The sequence below is a fragment of the Aromatoleum buckelii genome, assembly GCF_012910785.2.
GTDB lineage: Bacteria > Pseudomonadota > Gammaproteobacteria > Burkholderiales > Rhodocyclaceae > Aromatoleum > Aromatoleum buckelii.
Window position 1 is genome coordinate 1,652,359 of the sequence record NZ_WTVH02000010.1, and the last position, 15,306, is coordinate 1,667,664.

Here is a 15,306-nt window from a genome sequence, read left to right on the forward strand (position 1 = left end):
TGTTGTTCCGGTCGGCAATGCCCGGGCTGCGCAGTGCCTTCGGATCGACCGGCAGTCAACTGCGGACGCACGAGCAAATTTGCCCGACTTTCAGTGAAGCATCAAACGCAGCGCGGCGAAAGAATGACTGCGTCGGAAGGTGATGCTCGCCGCGCCGACCCGGGCCCGGAGAGGACCGGTTTTCCCCCTCGACAGGAGATCATCATGAACGCACCCACCGCCCTGTGCCCCTCCAGCCAGTCCATTGCGGTTCCACCGCCACCCGACCTCGAAGCGATCAAGCTGCGTCAGCAAGCGACCTGGGCAAGCGGAGATTACGGATTCATCGGCACGCGCCTGCAGATCGTCGGCGAATTGCTGGCCGAAGCCGTCGACCTGCGGGCGGGCGAACGCGTGATCGATGTGGCCGCCGGCAACGGCAATGCAACGCTGGCCGCGGCACGGCGCTTCGCCGAAGTGACCGCGATCGATTACGTGCCGCACCTCCTCGACCAGGCCGCCGGGCGTGCACGCGCCGATGGCCTGGCGGTGGACTTCCGCGTCGCCGACGCCGAAGCGCTGCCCTTTGCCGACAGCAGCTTCGACGTCGCGCTGTCAACGTTCGGCGTGATGTTTACCCCCGACCACGACCGCAGTGCCGGCGAATTGCTGCGCATGGTTCGCCCCGGCGGGCGCATCGGCCTTGCTGCCTGGACTCCGGCCGGATTCATCGGCGAACTGTTCCGCGTCATCGGCACCCACGTTCCGCCTCCGGCCGGCGTCCGCTCGCCGTTGCGGTGGGGCGATGAACCGTATCTCGTCGAGTTGTTCGGTTCCCACGCCGCCGACATCCGCTGCGCGCGCCGGTCGTTCAACTTCCGCTTCCGCTCCCCCGCGCACTGGATCGAGGTCTTCCGCACCTACTACGGCCCGACGCACAAGGCCTTCGTAGCGCTGGACGGCGACGGGCAGGCGCGGCTTCACGCCGACCTGCTGCAACTGCTCGAATCCCGCAATACGGCGGGGCCGGATTCGCTGGTGATTCCAGGTGAATATCTCGAAGTAGTAGTCATGCGGCAGTAGCGCAGCGGCGTAAAACACACCCGTCCCACGTTTTTTGCCCGGTGCCCGGCACGATGCGCGCCGGGCATCCTAGCCGCGACAACGGACGGGTCGAAAACGGGGCCGAAGCAGGCGAGACGGCAACGAGCGGAAAACGCAACGGATTCAATGGCTCTTGTGATCGAGCCTTTTCCGGCTGCGCAGGAAGTCCACAACCTGGTCGGGAGGCAGCGGCCGGCTGATCAGGTAGCCCTGCAGCTCGTTGCACTTGAACAGGCGCAGGAATTTCGCCTGCTCTTCCTCCTCGACGCCCTCGGCGATCACCTTCAGATCCAGCGAATGGGCGAGCGAGATGATCGTCGCGACGATCGTCATGCTCTCGGGCGTCGTCGCCATGGTCTCGATGAACGACTTGTCGATCTTCAGCGCGCCCACCGGCAGCTTCGCGAGGTAGCCCAGCGACGAGTACCCGGTGCCGAAATCGTCGATCGCGATGTCTCCGCCCATGAGCCGGATCTCGGTCAGCTTCGCGATGTTTTCCTGCATCTCCGTCATCACCATGCTCTCGGTGATCTCGAGATCCACATGCCGCGCATCGCCATTGGCGTCCTCGACCGCGCAGCGCACGGATTCGACGAAGTTCTTCTGCTGCAGCTGGATCGCGGACACGTTGACGGCAATGCGCGGCGGATCGATCCCCGTTTCCCGCCAATCATGGGCGTCGGCGAGCGCCCGTCGGATCGCCCATAATCCCACCTGCAGGATCATCCCGGTCTCTTCCAGGATCGGAATGAACTTGTCCGGCTGCACCAGGCCGACCGTCGGGTCGTTCCATCGCATCAGGGCTTCGAGTCCGGTGACGAGGCCGGTCGCCCCGGACACTTTCGGCTGGTAATAGAGCACGAATTCGTCGCGCTCGAGGGCTTGGCGCAGGCGATTCTCGAGCATCAGCGACTCGGCGACGCGGGCATTCATTTCCGGCCCGTAGAACAGGTAGTTCACCCCCGAGCCCTTGGCCTTGCGCAACGCCGCCTCGGCATTCCTGAGCACGGTGTCGGCGTCCTGGTCTTCGCCAGTCGAGACCGCGATCCCCGCCGACGCGGCCACGCGCAGTTCGTTGTCGCCGACCAGGATCGATCTGCCGAAGACGTCGACAGCGAACTGCTCGATCAGGTGTGCGATTTCGGTGACTTGCCGGTTGTCGCTGACGATGCCGGCGAAGTGGTCGACGGCGATGCGGGCGACATCGAGCGGATTGGGCCACGCTGCGCTCAGCCGCTGCCCGACCTCGCGCAGCACCGCGTCGCCGACCTGGCGGCCGAAGGTTTCATTGATGTTGCGGAAGCGGTGGATATTCCATACCACGACCGCCAGACGCTCGCCCGGATGCTGCCGAACGCTTTGCAGCGCTTGGGCCAAGTGTTCGAGCAGATGGGCGCGATTCGGCATGCCGGTGAGGAGATCGTGGTACGCGACGAACGCGAGGCGGTCCTTCTTGGCGATGAATTCGAGCGCGAACGACACGTCGCCGGCCAGTTCACCAAGAAGTTGCAGTTCGTCGCCGGCAAAAAAACCGGGCTCCGCGGCATAGAGCACCAGTACCGCCGCGACCTTCCCTTCGGAGAAAAGCGGCAGCGCGATTTTCGAGCGGTATCCGTAGCGCTGCGCTTCGGACAATCCTGCCATGCTCGCCCCTGATGCCGGTATGTCGTTGATGAACACCGGAACTCCGCTGCGCACCGCCTCTCCGACCGGATCGCCGGTTTCTCCCGCGGTGGAAGCGGCGAGTTCCCGGGCCGCAACCGCATCGTCGGTTCCGGCCCACGCCACCGCCGCAACCTGCATCGTCGCCGGATCGAGTTCGCCGATCCACGCGATGCCGAACTCCCCCTCCTCGACCGCGATGCGGCAAGCCTCGTCGAACAGCGCGTCACGACTGTGAATGCGCACGATCGCGGAGTTGATGCCGCTCAGAACGGCATACACGCGCGTGAGGCGGCGAATGCGCTGTTGCTGCTCGCTGCGTTCGAGAAACTGCCCGATCTGGCCGCCCAGCGAAGCCAGGGTATCGGTCAGTCGCGAATCTTCATCCTGATATTCGCGACTGAAGACCTCGAGCACGCCCGCGACCTCCCCGCGCACGACGATTGGAAACGCGCCTCCAGAGTGCAGCCCTGCGTCGAGTGCCTCTAGGGTCCAGGAGCAACCCGGATTCGGTTCGATTCGCGAACGCCACAGCGGCCGGCGCGACGACCAGACGTTGCCGGGAGCCCCTCGGTCGGGTTCGAGCACCATCCGGCATGTCTTCGCCACCCATTCGCCGCACAGTTCCGTCGGCTGGCACCACGCTCCGAGGCAGCGCAGCACCCCTCCGGGCTCATCCACCTTCCACAACGCCCCCGCCGCGAAATCGAGCTTTGCGCAGATCGCCTGCAATACCTTCAGCGCGACTTCGTCAAAGCTCACTGCTTCCCCGAGGATGCGCGCCACCTCGTATTGCGAGCTCAAATGCCGCTGTGCCCGTTCGCGGGCGACGATCTCGACTTCGAGTTCGAGGGCGTGCCCGCTTACCTGCCGGTACAGGCTGCCGTTCTCGTAGATCCGTCCGACCTGCGCCGCGAGGATGCGCAGCAATTTCTCGTCGTCCGCGGTAAAACCGCCCTCCCCCTGCTTGTTGCCGAGGCACAGCCAGCCATAAACCTTGGTCAGGGACGTGAGCGGTGCGGCGACGATGGAACGCAGTGGCGGATACCCTGCCGGCAAGCCGGTTTCGACGCCGCGCTCGCCGGGAAACTCGTAACGCTCCGCCTGTTGCTCGCGATAGACCCTGCCGAGCAGGCCCTCCTCAAGTTGCACCGCTCCCATCGTCGCGACAACTTCCGGTGGAATGCCGCAATGGACGGTGTATGCCAGCGCCTCGCTGTCCGTACAGCGTGCGACGAGGCTGCCATAGTCCGCGCCGATGAGCTGCCGCGCCCGCTTGCAGACGTGGTCGAGCAGTTGGGCCAGATCACGCTGCGACGCAAGTTGCAGATTGAGCTCGATCAGCGCCTCGAGCTTGTCGCTTGCCGCCTGCAGTTCCGCGACTTTCTCGGCGAGCTTGCCGGTCATCAGTTGCAGGTGCCGGCGGTCGAACTCGGGCTCCGGGAGGGTCGCGACCGGCGCGCTCGCCGATTGCTCGAGCGCCTTCGTCACCACCCGGATGATCTCTTCGGGATCGGACGGCTTGATCAGAATATCGACAACTCCGCATGCGTTGGCGAGCCGTTGCGCGTCGTCCTCTAGATAGTAGGCGGTGTAGAAGATCACCGGCGTCTCGCTGATCGCCGCATCGGCACGCAGCTGCCGCACGAATTCGTAGCCATCGACCTGCGGCATCAGGATGTCGCAAATCACCAGCGCCGGCTTTTCCTCGCGCACCAGCCGAAGCGCCTCGGCACCATCGGCCGCCTCGATGACGCGATGATTCAAGGCCTTGAGAATCGTCGCCAGCAACTCGCGGTTGTCAGGCATGTCATCGACGACGGCGATAGTAGCCATGCTCGGGTACCGTCCCCCAATCACCGGCCGCCGTGCTGCTGGCGCAGCGACAGCGGCAGATACTGTTCGATCAGTGAGACAAACTCTTCCGGTTCGATCGGTTTCGACAGATAACCGTCGAACCCTGCGGCGAGCACCTGCTCCCGGTCTCCGATCATCGAAAACGCGGTGACTGCGACAACCGGGATCTGCGCCAGGGCGGGGTCGCTCTTGAGCTCCCCCACCACTTCGTAGCCGTTCTTCTTGGGCATCTGTAGGTCGCAGATAATCAGATCCGGCGGGTGGCGGCGCGCCAGCTCGAGCGCTGCCTCCCCGTCTTCGGCCGAAAGAATGTCGTAACCGTTTGCCGAGAGAAGGTAGCGCAGCAGTTCGAGGCTGGCAGGATGATCTTCCGCGATGAGTATTCGTGCGGCCACTTTTCAGGGCTCCGGCAAAGTCAGGGTGAAGACGCTGCCTGTACCCAGCGTGCTCGTACAACTCAGCTCGCCTCCTAGCAACACGGCGAGCTTGCGGCTCAGATGCAGCCCGAGACCGGTGCCTTCCACTCCCTTCGTCCGCGACGCCTGTCCCTGGACGAAAGCTTCGAACAACGAGGAAAGCTCCTGTTCCCCGATTCCCGGTCCGGTGTCGCTGACCGACAGCACGAGTTCGCGCTTTTTGCCCGCCTTGTCGAGTGCCAGGTCGATCCGGACGCTGCCGTGCACGGTGAACTTTATGGCGTTGCCGACGAGGTTGATGATGATCTGACTCAGGGCGCGCCGATCGGTTTCGACGACGATCGGGTCCGAGCGCATAGCCACGATCAGTTCGAGCCCCTTCGACAGCGCCTGCGGACGCAGCGAGGCAGCGATTTCACCGACCAGCGCGCCGCAGTCGATCAGCTCGAAATTGAGTTCGATCTTGCCGGCCTCGATCTTGGCGAGATTCAACAGGTCGTTGATCAGCGCGAGCAGATGGCGCGCGTTGTTGCGGACGATCTCCAGCTGGCGGGTCTGCTCGGGATTGAGCTCGCCCGGCAGCTTCATCAGCAGCGTGCCGGTGAAGCCGATGACTGCGTTGAGCGGCGTGCGCAGCTCATGGCTCATGCTGGCAAGGAAGTGGTCTTTCGCGCGGTTGGCGGCGAGCAGTTCGAGATTCTTTTCCTGCAACGTCTGCTCGAAACCCCGGCGCTCGCTGACGTCCCGGATCGCGCTCATGACGACCGGCGTTTCCTCGGTCTTCAACGGACTCAGGCTGATCTCGACGGGAAACTCCGTTCCGTCCTTGCGCAAGCCGTACAGTTCGAGCCCGGCACCCATCGCCCGAGTACGGGGAGCCGAGAAGTAATGCGACCGATGCCCCTTGTGCGCGCCGCGGAAACGCTGCGGCAGCAGGTCCTCGATCGGGCGGGCGCGCAGTTCGTCGCGCTCGTAGCCGAACAGCCACTCGGCCTGCCTGTTCGCGATCAGGATGTGACCCGTGGGATTGACGATGACGATGCCGTCCGGCATCGAATCGAGCAGTTCCCGGAACTTCGATTCGAGCGACTTGCTGTCGCGCTGCACTTTCAGCTGCGTGACGTCCTTTTCCGAAAACAGCAGAAACAGCTCCCCCGGCCCGCCCTGCCCGACCTTGCCTGAAATGACGACGTAAATCAGCGTGCCGTCGCTGCGCCGGCGCAAGGCCTCGAAAGTGCCGCGCCCGAGTTCGATCGTTTCGGCGATGAAATGGTCCTGCTCCGCTTCGCTGCCCGGCACCGTCACGAGCTCGTGGATCCTCGTGCCGACGGCCTCCGTGCGCGAGTAGCCGAACATCCGCTCGGCGCCGTCGTTCCACTCCAGCACCTTGCCCGCGTGATCGAGCATCATCAACGCATCGGGGTCATCCGCGATCCATCTGTAATCGACCTGGTCGGGCATCGCTCGCTCCGGAAGGTGGCACGCCGGCCGCGCGGGGATCCCCTGCTCGAAAGCGAACCGCGGCTACGGTGCACAGCTTATTCAATAACCGCTAGAAACGGGACGCCGGACCGTAACAAATCGCGCCCGGCGAACGAGCCGATGCGCGCGCGCCCCTCAGCCTTCGAGCTCGCGAGCGCGGTCGATCGCCTCCTCGATGCGATCGACCGCGATCACCCGCATCTCGCCGACCGCCTGTCGGGGAGCGTTCGCCTTGGGGATGATCGCAGTGGTAAAGCCGAGCTTCGCCGCTTCCCGAAGCCGCTCCTGGCCGCGCGGCGCCGGGCGGATTTCGCCCGCCAGCCCGACTTCACCAAACACCACCAGCTCACGTGGCAGCGGGCGGTTGCGCAGCGACGACACGATCGCCAGCAACACTGCGAGGTCGGCGGCGGGCTCGGCGATTTTCACCCCCCCGACGGCATTGACGAACACGTCCTGGTCGAAGCACACGACTCCGGCGTGCCGGTGCAGCACGGCCAGGAGCATCGCCAGTCGGTTCTGTTCGAGTCCCACCGACAGCCGTCGCGGATTCGGGCTGTGCGCACCGTCGACGAGCGCCTGGATCTCGACGAGCAGCGGACGCGTGCCTTCCTGCGTGACCAGCACGCAGCTGCCCGACACCTGCTGGCTGTGCTGCGACAGGAAAAGCGCCGACGGATTGCTGACGCCGCGCAGACCGCGCTCGGTCATCGCGAACACGCCCAGTTCATTGACCGCGCCGAAGCGGTTCTTGAACGCACGCACCAGGCGGAAGCTCGAATGGGTGTCGCCTTCGAAGTACAGGACGGTGTCGACCATGTGCTCGAGCACGCGCGGGCCGGCCAGCGTGCCGTCCTTCGTCACGTGGCCGACCATGATCATGCAGGTGCCGCTCTGCTTCGCGTGGCGTGTCAGCTGCGCGGCGCATTCGCGCACTTGCGCGACCGAGCCGGGCGCCGACTGCAGCACTTCAGAATACACCGTCTGGATCGAGTCGATCACGACGATGCGCGGGCGTTCGTCGCGGAGCATCGCGAGGATCCGCTCCAGGTTGATCTCCGCGAGCAGTTGCAGGCCGGCGGGATCGAGCTGCAGGCGCTGCGCCCGCAGCGCCACCTGTTCGCCCGACTCCTCGCCGCTGACGTAGATCGCCTTGTGCCGCGCAGCCAGCACCGACAGTGCCTGCAGCAGCAGCGTCGATTTGCCGATGCCAGGGTCGCCGCCGATCAGCACGACGCCGCCCGCCACCAGCCCGCCGCCCAGCACCCGGTCGAACTCGTCGATCCCGGTCGGGGTGCGGGGCTCTTCGCGCGGCTCGAGTTCGGCCAGCGTCTGCAGTTGCGCAGTGCTGCCTGCCAGCGCCGCGAACCGGCTGCCGCCGCCAGCTTCGGCCACGGCTTCGACGAGCGTGTTCCACGCCTTGCACTGCGGGCACTGCCCCTGCCAACGCGGCGCCTGCGCGCCGCATTCAGTGCAGCTGAAGACCGTCTTCGCTTTCGCCATCACTCGCGTCCGGGCAAGGCTGCGGCCATCGCGGAGAGCTCCGCGACGGCGTGTTCCGCAAACGTCGTGATGAGGGCCGAGCGGAACTTGTCCTTCGGGATGATCACTTCGAGCGGCGTGTACTGCTTCGGTTCAAGCGGCACCGAAACCAGGCGTCCCTCCCGGATGTCGCGCTGGATCGCGGCGGACGACGCGATCGCAAAGCCGATGCCTTCGCCAGCCAGATATTTGACGGTCGCGAGGCTGCCGAGCTCGGCGCAGACGTTCACTTCGTCGATGCCGATTCCGGCCGCGGCAAAGAACTGCTCGGCCAGTTCGCGGATCGCGTTGCCCGGATCGCGCGTAATGAAAGCGTGTTCGAGCAGATCGTGCGCGGTGAGCCGCGTCTTCGACGCGAGCGGGTGGCCCGGGCGGCAGATCACGAACAATTCGTCGCGCGCGGCGGTGAAGCGTTCGATCGCCGGCTGTTCGGACACGATCTCGATCAGCCCTAGATCGAGCTCCCGCGCCGCGACCCGGTCCTCGGTGAGCTGCGAATTGCCCACCACGACTCGTGGAATCACCCGCGGATATTTATGCTTGAAGCGCTCGAGCAGTTTCGGCAGCCAGTACGCGGCGATCGTCGTGCTGGTGCCGATGCTCAGCGTTCCGCCCAGCTCGTCGGTCAGTTCCGACACGCGCGACTCGAGCTCCTCCGAGAGGTCCAGGATCCGGTCGGCATAGGCGAGCACGACTTCGCCGGCCGTCGTAAGGGTGACCTTGCCGTGCCCGCGCTCGAGCAGTCGCGTGTTGAAGTGTTCCTCGAGCTGCTTGATCTGGAACGTGACCGCCGGCTGGGTCATGAAAAGATGTTCGGCGGCGCGGGTAAAGGAACCGTGCTTGGCCACCGCGCTGAATACCTGCAGCCTGCGATCTGCCATCCCCACCTCTCCATAAATCGTGTTTATACGCTGTATTAAACCACATGCCGTCGCTGCGGTCGCCACCTGATTGGTACGGTCCGATCCCGGAACAGGCGGAGCCTTGTTTCGAATCAAAACATTTCAGCCCTGGCGTGATATAAACCGCCCTTTACTCACGTGACGGCGCTTCCCTCCGATGCCGCTCGGCTTCTACATCATCATGGCAGCGCAGTTTTTTTCCGCGCTGGCCGACAATGCCTTGCTGATCGTTGCAATCGCGCTTCTCCGTGAAATGGCGGCCCCGGAACAATTCGAGCCGCTGCTGAAACTGTTCTTCACGGTTTCCTACGTCGCCCTCGCCGCGTTCGTCGGCGCCTTTGCGGATTCGATGCCGAAGTGGCGTGTGATGCTGATCAGCAACACGATCAAGATCGGCGGGTGCCTGATGCTGTTCCTGGGCGCGCATCCGCTGCTCGCGTACGCGGTGATCGGTCTCGGCGCAGCCGCCTACTCGCCGGCGAAATACGGCATTCTTACCGAATATCTCCCGCACCGGCTGCTGGTCGTTGCCAACGGCTGGATCGAAGGCCTGACCGTCGGCGCGATCATCCTCGGCACCGTGCTCGGCGGTCTCCTCATTCGCCCCGATGCATCGGCCTGGCTCACGAGCTTGGGGCTGCCGCTGGTCGACGGCACCTTCAGCGCCACGATCGCGGTGATCGGCCTGTTTTACGTGATCGGCGGAATCTTCAATTTCTACATTCCCGACACCGGCGTCGATCACAAGCCGCTCAAGAACAACCCGGTCTACCTGATCCATGATTTCAACCATTGCCTGAAGCTCCTGTGGCGCGACAAGCTCGGCCAGATCTCGCTCGCCGTCACGACGCTGTTCTGGGGCGCCGGGGCGACGCTTCAATTCATTGTCATCAAGTGGGCCGAACACAATCTGGGATTCAATCTCTCGCAGGCGTCGATGCTGCAGGGTGTGGTCGCGATCGGCGTGGCGCTGGGGGCGGTGATGGCGGCGAAGATGATCAGCCTGCGTCGTTCCGTCCACGTGATTCCGCTCGGAATCGCGATGGGACTCGTGGTGACGGCGATGGTCACCGTCACCCACGCGACGCTCGCGATGCTGCTGATGGTGCTCGTCGGCGCTCTCGCCGGATTTTTCGTCGTGCCGATGAATGCGCTGCTGCAGCACCGCGGCCATATCCTGATGGGCGCCGGGCACTCGATCGCGGTGCAGAACTTCAACGAGAACCTGTCGATCCTGGTGATGACCGGCCTTTACGCGCTGCTGATCATGTCGGGCCTGTCGATCCACATCGTCATCGTGATGTTCGGGCTGTTCGTCGCGGGAATGATGCTGATGGTCAAGTGCCACCACGAACGGAACCAGCGCGAATTCGATTCAGTCGCGCTGCTCGATGAACACAAGCACTGAGCAGGTCCTCAGCGAGGCCGCCGCGCCTGTCTTGCGTCATCCCGGGGTCGATTTTTCCATGAGTTGCCGGGCAAAACACAGGTCTTCCCAGACTTTCGCCTTGTCCCGCTGATTACGCAGCAGGTAGGCCGGATGGTAGGTCACGATGACCGGCGTTCCGCGATACCTGAACACCTGTCCGCGCGCAGCGCCGATCGCCACATCGACGCCGAGCAGCGCGCGCGCTGCCGGACGGCCGAGCGCAACCAGCAGGCGCGGCTGCACCAGCGCGATCTGCCGGGCGAGATAGGGTTGGCAGGCCTCGATCTCGTCGTTTTCCGGCGTGCGGTTGTGCGGCGGTCGGCACTTGACCGCATTCGCGATATATACCCCTTCGTCCCGCTTCAACCCGATCGCTGCCAGCATCGCGTCGAGGAGCTTGCCGGCGACGCCGACGAACGGTTCGCCGCGCTGGTCTTCTTCCGCTCCGGGCCCCTCGCCGACGAACATCCAGCGCGCCTGCCGATCGCCGACCCCCGGCACTGCCTGGCGACGCCGCTCGCACAGGCGGCATGCTGTGCAGGCACGAATATCGGCGTCGAGTGCGTCCCAGTCGAGGGTTTCGATCCGCCCCGCGCGCTCGTCAGGGTAGTCGGCCGCAGGGGCGAGTGCAACGGGCCCCGGCTGTGGCGCAGGGACGGACTGCGACCGGTGGGAGGCTTGCCGTTCTTGGGCAGAGACGATGCCGGCTTCCCTCGCGGACGGGGCCACGGCAGCCGGTTCTTCCGGCACTGCCTCCGGCGCGTCCGCCTGCAGCGCCTGCGGTGTTCCACGCAACCGCCACAGCGGGGCGAGGCCCATTTCGCGCAGAACCGCATCCCGACGCTGGTTCATAATTCGACCCGCATCACGATCGCGTCCTCGCGACCGCCTTCGCGCAGCGCGTAGTAGCCCTTGCGCCGTCCGATCGGCTGGAGGCCGTGCGAGCGATACAGCGCCAGAGCCGCGGAATTCGAGGGACGGACTTCGAGAAAGAACTGCGACGCACCGCATCGCCGCGCTTCGGCCAAAAGATGGCGCAGGAGAGCCGTGCCGAGCTTCGCGCGCTGGGACTCGCGCGCCACGCTGATGTTGAGCAGATGCGCTTCGTCCAGCACCATCAACATGACGGCATATGCAACAAGGGATCCGCCGACACGCATCACCCATGCGCTGTGGCCGGCCGCCAGCGAGTCTGCGAAGTTTCCCCGGGACCACGGGAAAGCATGAAGTACCCCTTCTTGGTGGACGACCCAGTCGAGGTCGCCATCGCTCATCGGGGAGAAATCGGGTGCTGCGGCGTTCAAGCGCGCCCTCCCCGGGCGAGACGTTCCGCCGTCGTCAGCGCGACCTTGTCGCGCACATACAGGGGGACGGCGTATTCGGGCGCCAGCATCCGCCCTTCGCGGACCTCGCCAGCCGCCAGCCGGGCAACATCGGCAGCGCGGGGAACGGCCGTCGAATTGCGGCCCGACAAGCGCGCGACGACAGACGCCGGGATCCCGGCTTCATGAACGCGGAACGCCGAGCCGACGCCGAACCACCGTTCGCCGGCAGGCAAAGCCAGATGCTGCGGCGGCGAGCAGGCGGGAACCTGCACTTGGATCGCCCGTTCGCCCTCTACGCGATATGCCGCCGAATACACTTCGCCCATGCGGGCATCGGTAGCGGCGAAAACCGTGCTCCCTTCGCCCTGCAACGCCAGCGCGGCGAGGCTGCATATCGGCACCACCCCGATCCCGGCGCCCATCCCGAGACCCTGAGCGACCCCGCACGCCAGCCTCAGCCCCGTGAACGCACCGGGTCCCGCGCCGAACGCGATCGCATCGAGTGTGGCGATCGACAACTCGGCGTCCCGGAGCAGTGTCCGAAGCGTCGCCAGCAGGTGCTCGGAATGATTGGCATGCCCTTCAAGGCGACGGTCGACGACGACGTCGTCGACCAGCAAGGCGACGCTCGCGTGTTCACACGAGGTCTCGATGGCGAGGATTTTCATAGGCCGCCATTTTACCGGCAGCGGCGCCCGACAAGTGAAATGCGCGTGGAACGGAAACGGCGCTCCGATCAGCCCGCGGCACGCGTCCGCGGAAAAACGGCGCCGGAAAGTCTGTGGCGGGCAGCGGACCTCCGTGTCTAGCGGGCAGCAGCCCTCCGGCTCTCATAGACACCGCGCATCGCCTCGCGCAATTCGCGGTTCAACGCCTCGCGCTCATTCCGGGACAAGGACGACCGTTCGTTCGCTGCGACCGGGAGATCGGCCCCGCTGATCAACGCACGCCTGAGTTCGGCGCGACGCAGATCCTGGGGGCTTTGCAGCGTAGTCAACGGCTCCTCCGCGAGAACCCCGGGCACCGCCTGCGCAAATACGGGACTCCACGTGGCGAACGCCACGACCAGGGCCAGGACCAGCAGTCCTTGTCCACGCCCCCACGCGTGCACGTGAACCGGAGCACCAGTTCGACAAGCGGACGTCGGGGGATCTGATGTCAATCTCGAATGTGTCATGATGATGATCTCCAGCCTCTTCACGGGGGCGAATTTCGCATACCCGAAAAATACTAGGAATTACCCGTGCCGTGGGAGATGTCCGTGCGCGTTTCGGACCATGCTGTAACGGGGTGTTGCCTATTCCACACCACCTTACGAAGCGTTACTCGGGTACCCGGCATGGGCTGCTGAAGCGCTAGCATGCCAAATGTTCAAAGGATAGGATGCGACTTATGAACGCTAAAATCCGATATAGAGTGTTACTCGTCGACGACGACGCGCGGCTGCGCGACTTGTTGTCGAGATACCTGCAGGAGCAGGGTTTTACGGTCAAGGCGGTGGTCGACGCGCCGTCGATGGATCGGGCACTGCATCGCGAGCATTTCGACCTGATGGTGCTCGACCTGATGCTTCCCGGCGAGGATGGCCTGGCGATCTGCCGGCGCCTGCGAGCCGACGAAAACGCGATGCCGATCATCATGCTCACGGCAAAGGGAGACGATGTCGATCGCATCATCGGGCTCGAAATGGGCGCCGACGACTACCTCGCCAAGCCTTTCAATCCGCGCGAGTTGGTGGCCCGGATCCACGCCGTCATGCGCCGTCAGCCTCCGAGCCTGCCCGGGGCGCCGACGAGCGAGGATGAAATCGTCAGCTTCGGGCGCGTGCGCGTCAATCTCGGCGTGCGCTCGTTGACGCGCGACGATGACGAGATCGCACTCACGACGGGCGAATTCTCGCTGCTGAAGGTACTCCTCCAGCATCCGCGGCAACCCCTGTCGCGCGACAAGCTGATGGAACTCGCGCGTGGGCGGGAATACGGTGTTTTCGATCGGGCGATCGACGTCCAGGTGAGCCGGCTGCGCAAGCTCGTCGAGGACGATCCGGCGAAACCTCGTTACATCCAGACGGTCTGGGGTTTCGGCTATGTATTCGTTCCCGATGATACAAAAGCTGCAAGCGAGAGCTGACCATCCTCCGCGTCCCGCCGGGTGGACCGGCATTCGTGAGACCATCAGCCAGGCAGTGAACGATCTTCCGCCGCGCACGCTGCTGTGGCAGACCTTTCTGCTCATTGCCCTCCTGCTGACGCTCGCGCTGGTGGCCTGGTCGCAGATTTTTCGCCATTTCGAGGACCCGGTGCGCGCACGCGATCTGGCGCAGATGGCGACGAGCGTCGTGAACCTGACGCGCACCGCGCTGATCAACGCGGACGTCGAGCGCCGAACCGAATTGCTCATCGACTTGGCAGCGCTCGAGGGGATCCGGATCTATCCGGCCGAACCTTCCGACGAACTTCTTCCGCTGCCGGACAGTCGCGCCATGCGTCTGCTGACCGAAGAGATTCGCCGTCAGCTCGGCGCTCACACGCGGTTTGCCTCGCGCTGGAAAACGCTCGACGGTTTCTGGATCAGCTTCAGGCTCCACCCGGAAGACAAGGAAGATTTCTGGGTCATGCTGCCGTCCGAGCGGCTGCAACAGACCGAGGCGATCGAGTGGCTGACGTGGGGAGGCGGCGCGCTCCTCGTCGCGCTGCTCGGCGCCTATCTGATCGTGTCCCGGATCAGCGTGCCGCTGCGCAACCTCGCCCGCTCCGCGCGGGTCGTCGGCAGCGGTCGCACCCCGCCGCACCTGCCCGAAACCGGCCCGCAGGAAATTGCAGCGGTGGCGAAAGCCTTCAACCAGATGGCAGGAGATCTGGCCCGCACCGACGCGGATCGCGCGCTGATTCTCGCCGGCGTCTCCCACGATCTGCGTACGCCGCTGGCGCGCTTGCGCCTTGGCGTGGAAATGTCGGGGGCACCGGAAACCGAGGTCGCCGCGATGGTAAGCGACGTCGAGGAGATGGACCGGATCATCGGCCAGTTCCTCGATTTCGGGCGCGGAGAACCGCAGGAGCCGATGGAGGCGCTCAACTTGCCGGGCCTCGTGCGCGATCTCGTGGAACCTTACCGGCTACGCGGCATCGATATACGCGCAGACCTGCCCGAGAAGCTGGTGCTGCCCGCCCGCAGCCTGTCCCTGCGGCGGGCGCTTGCCAACCTCATCGACAACGCCATCCGCTATGCGGGCGAGAACCATCCCATAGATATCAAAGTGAACAGCACCGAAGAAGAGGCGACGATCGAAGTCGCGGACCGCGGGCCGGGCATTCCGGAAAGCGAAATCGAGAGGATGCGCCATCCCTTCACGCGGCTCGAGAACGCGCGCTCGAACACCAAGGGCGCCGGCCTCGGCCTCGCGATCGTCGAACGCATCATCCGTTCGCACAACGGGCGACTGGACCTGGGGCGCCGCATGGGAGGCGGACTGCTCGCGGTGGTGCGTCTGCCGCTGGAAAAGCGCCGTCTCGGCACGAGAATGCGCGGGCCGGAGCAGGATGACCCCCCCGCTTGAAGCTGGTCCCGCGTCCGGCAGGCGCCCACGATACCGGCTGTCGCCACGGCAC

At 64.9% G+C, this 15,306-nt stretch carries 12 protein-coding genes; 4 read left to right on the forward strand and 8 right to left on the reverse strand.

Features of this window, described 5'->3' with window-relative positions; translation table 11 throughout:
- The first annotated feature begins 204 nt into the window (after window positions 1–204).
- Window positions 205–1,062 carry a class I SAM-dependent methyltransferase gene (locus GO608_RS18445; RefSeq protein WP_169198488.1) on the forward strand — a complete coding sequence of 286 codons (858 nt, stop codon included), beginning with the start codon at window positions 205–207 and terminating at the stop codon, window positions 1,060–1,062.
- A gap of 144 nt (window positions 1,063–1,206) precedes the next feature.
- Here GO608_RS18445 and GO608_RS18450 read toward each other — a convergent pair whose 3' ends face one another.
- From GO608_RS18450 to GO608_RS18470, 5 genes are all read right to left on the reverse strand, one after another.
- A complete protein-coding gene (locus tag GO608_RS18450; protein WP_169198487.1) occupies window positions 1,207–4,581 on the reverse strand; it encodes an EAL domain-containing protein in 3,375 nt (1,124 codons plus the stop codon).
- 20 nt (window positions 4,582–4,601) lie between these two features.
- Window positions 4,602–4,997 (reverse strand): response regulator, encoded by a 396-nt coding sequence (locus GO608_RS18455; protein ID WP_169198486.1) that lies wholly within the window; start codon window positions 4,995–4,997, stop codon window positions 4,602–4,604.
- A 3-nt stretch (window positions 4,998–5,000) separates the two neighbouring features.
- A complete protein-coding gene (locus GO608_RS18460; RefSeq protein WP_169198485.1) occupies window positions 5,001–6,479 on the reverse strand; it encodes a PAS domain-containing sensor histidine kinase in 1,479 nt (492 codons plus the stop codon).
- 156 nt (window positions 6,480–6,635) lie between these two features.
- Window positions 6,636–8,003, reverse strand: a complete 1,368-nt coding sequence (gene radA, locus GO608_RS18465; RefSeq protein ID WP_169198484.1) for a DNA repair protein RadA — start codon at window positions 8,001–8,003, stop codon at window positions 6,636–6,638.
- On the reverse strand, window positions 8,003–8,923 hold the full coding sequence (locus GO608_RS18470) for a LysR family transcriptional regulator (RefSeq protein ID WP_169198483.1): 921 nt from the start codon (window positions 8,921–8,923) through the stop codon (window positions 8,003–8,005). The genes radA and GO608_RS18470 overlap by 1 nt, the downstream gene beginning before the upstream one ends.
- A 178-nt stretch (window positions 8,924–9,101) precedes the next feature.
- On the opposite strand from GO608_RS18470, the gene lplT reads away from it, so the two are divergent.
- Window positions 9,102–10,352: a lysophospholipid transporter LplT gene (gene lplT / locus GO608_RS18475; protein WP_169198482.1), complete on the forward strand. Its 1,251-nt coding sequence runs from the start codon at window positions 9,102–9,104 to the stop codon at window positions 10,350–10,352.
- 36 nt (window positions 10,353–10,388) lie between these two features.
- Here lplT and GO608_RS18480 read toward each other — a convergent pair whose 3' ends face one another.
- The 3 genes from GO608_RS18480 to tsaB are packed head-to-tail and all read right to left on the reverse strand — an operon-like array spanning window position 10,389 to window position 12,366.
- The gene (locus tag GO608_RS18480) at window positions 10,389–11,225 is read right to left on the reverse strand and encodes a uracil-DNA glycosylase (protein ID WP_169198481.1); all 837 of its coding nucleotides are present in this window, start codon (window positions 11,223–11,225) and stop codon (window positions 10,389–10,391) included.
- Window positions 11,222–11,677, reverse strand: a complete 456-nt coding sequence (gene rimI / locus GO608_RS18485) for a ribosomal protein S18-alanine N-acetyltransferase (protein WP_247003307.1) — start codon at window positions 11,675–11,677, stop codon at window positions 11,222–11,224. The genes GO608_RS18480 and rimI overlap by 4 nt, the downstream gene beginning before the upstream one ends.
- A complete protein-coding gene (gene tsaB / locus GO608_RS18490) occupies window positions 11,674–12,366 on the reverse strand; it encodes a tRNA (adenosine(37)-N6)-threonylcarbamoyltransferase complex dimerization subunit type 1 TsaB (protein ID WP_169198480.1) in 693 nt (230 codons plus the stop codon). The genes rimI and tsaB overlap by 4 nt, the downstream gene beginning before the upstream one ends.
- 748 nt (window positions 12,367–13,114) lie before the next feature.
- Here tsaB and ompR point away from each other — a divergent pair.
- Together ompR and GO608_RS18500 are read left to right on the forward strand one after the other, a co-directional pair.
- Complete coding sequence (gene ompR / locus GO608_RS18495) at window positions 13,115–13,828, forward strand: osmolarity response regulator transcription factor OmpR (protein WP_281503920.1); 714 nt, start codon at window positions 13,115–13,117, stop codon at window positions 13,826–13,828.
- Window positions 13,785–15,254 (forward strand): ATP-binding protein, encoded by a 1,470-nt coding sequence (locus GO608_RS18500; RefSeq protein WP_247003309.1) that lies wholly within the window; start codon window positions 13,785–13,787, stop codon window positions 15,252–15,254. Before ompR ends, GO608_RS18500 begins: the two co-directional genes overlap by 44 nt.
- Window positions 15,255–15,306: the final 52 nt, after the last annotated feature.

Coding starts and splice junctions, on each gene's coding strand:
- GO608_RS18445 (WP_169198488.1), top strand. CDS start 205: ATGAACGCACCCACCGCCCTGTGCCCCTCCAGCCAGTCCATTGCGGTT.
- GO608_RS18450 (WP_169198487.1), bottom strand. CDS start 4,581: ATGGCTACTATCGCCGTCGTCGATGACATGCCTGACAACCGCGAGTTG.
- GO608_RS18460 (WP_169198485.1), bottom strand. CDS start 6,479: ATGCCCGACCAGGTCGATTACAGATGGATCGCGGATGACCCCGATGCG.
- radA (WP_169198484.1), bottom strand. CDS start 8,003: ATGGCGAAAGCGAAGACGGTCTTCAGCTGCACTGAATGCGGCGCGCAG.
- GO608_RS18470 (WP_169198483.1), bottom strand. CDS start 8,923: ATGGCAGATCGCAGGCTGCAGGTATTCAGCGCGGTGGCCAAGCACGGT.
- lplT (WP_169198482.1), top strand. CDS start 9,102: ATGCCGCTCGGCTTCTACATCATCATGGCAGCGCAGTTTTTTTCCGCG.
- GO608_RS18480 (WP_169198481.1), bottom strand. CDS start 11,225: ATGAACCAGCGTCGGGATGCGGTTCTGCGCGAAATGGGCCTCGCCCCG.
- tsaB (WP_169198480.1), bottom strand. CDS start 12,366: ATGAAAATCCTCGCCATCGAGACCTCGTGTGAACACGCGAGCGTCGCC.
- GO608_RS18500 (WP_247003309.1), top strand. CDS start 13,785: ATGTATTCGTTCCCGATGATACAAAAGCTGCAAGCGAGAGCTGACCAT.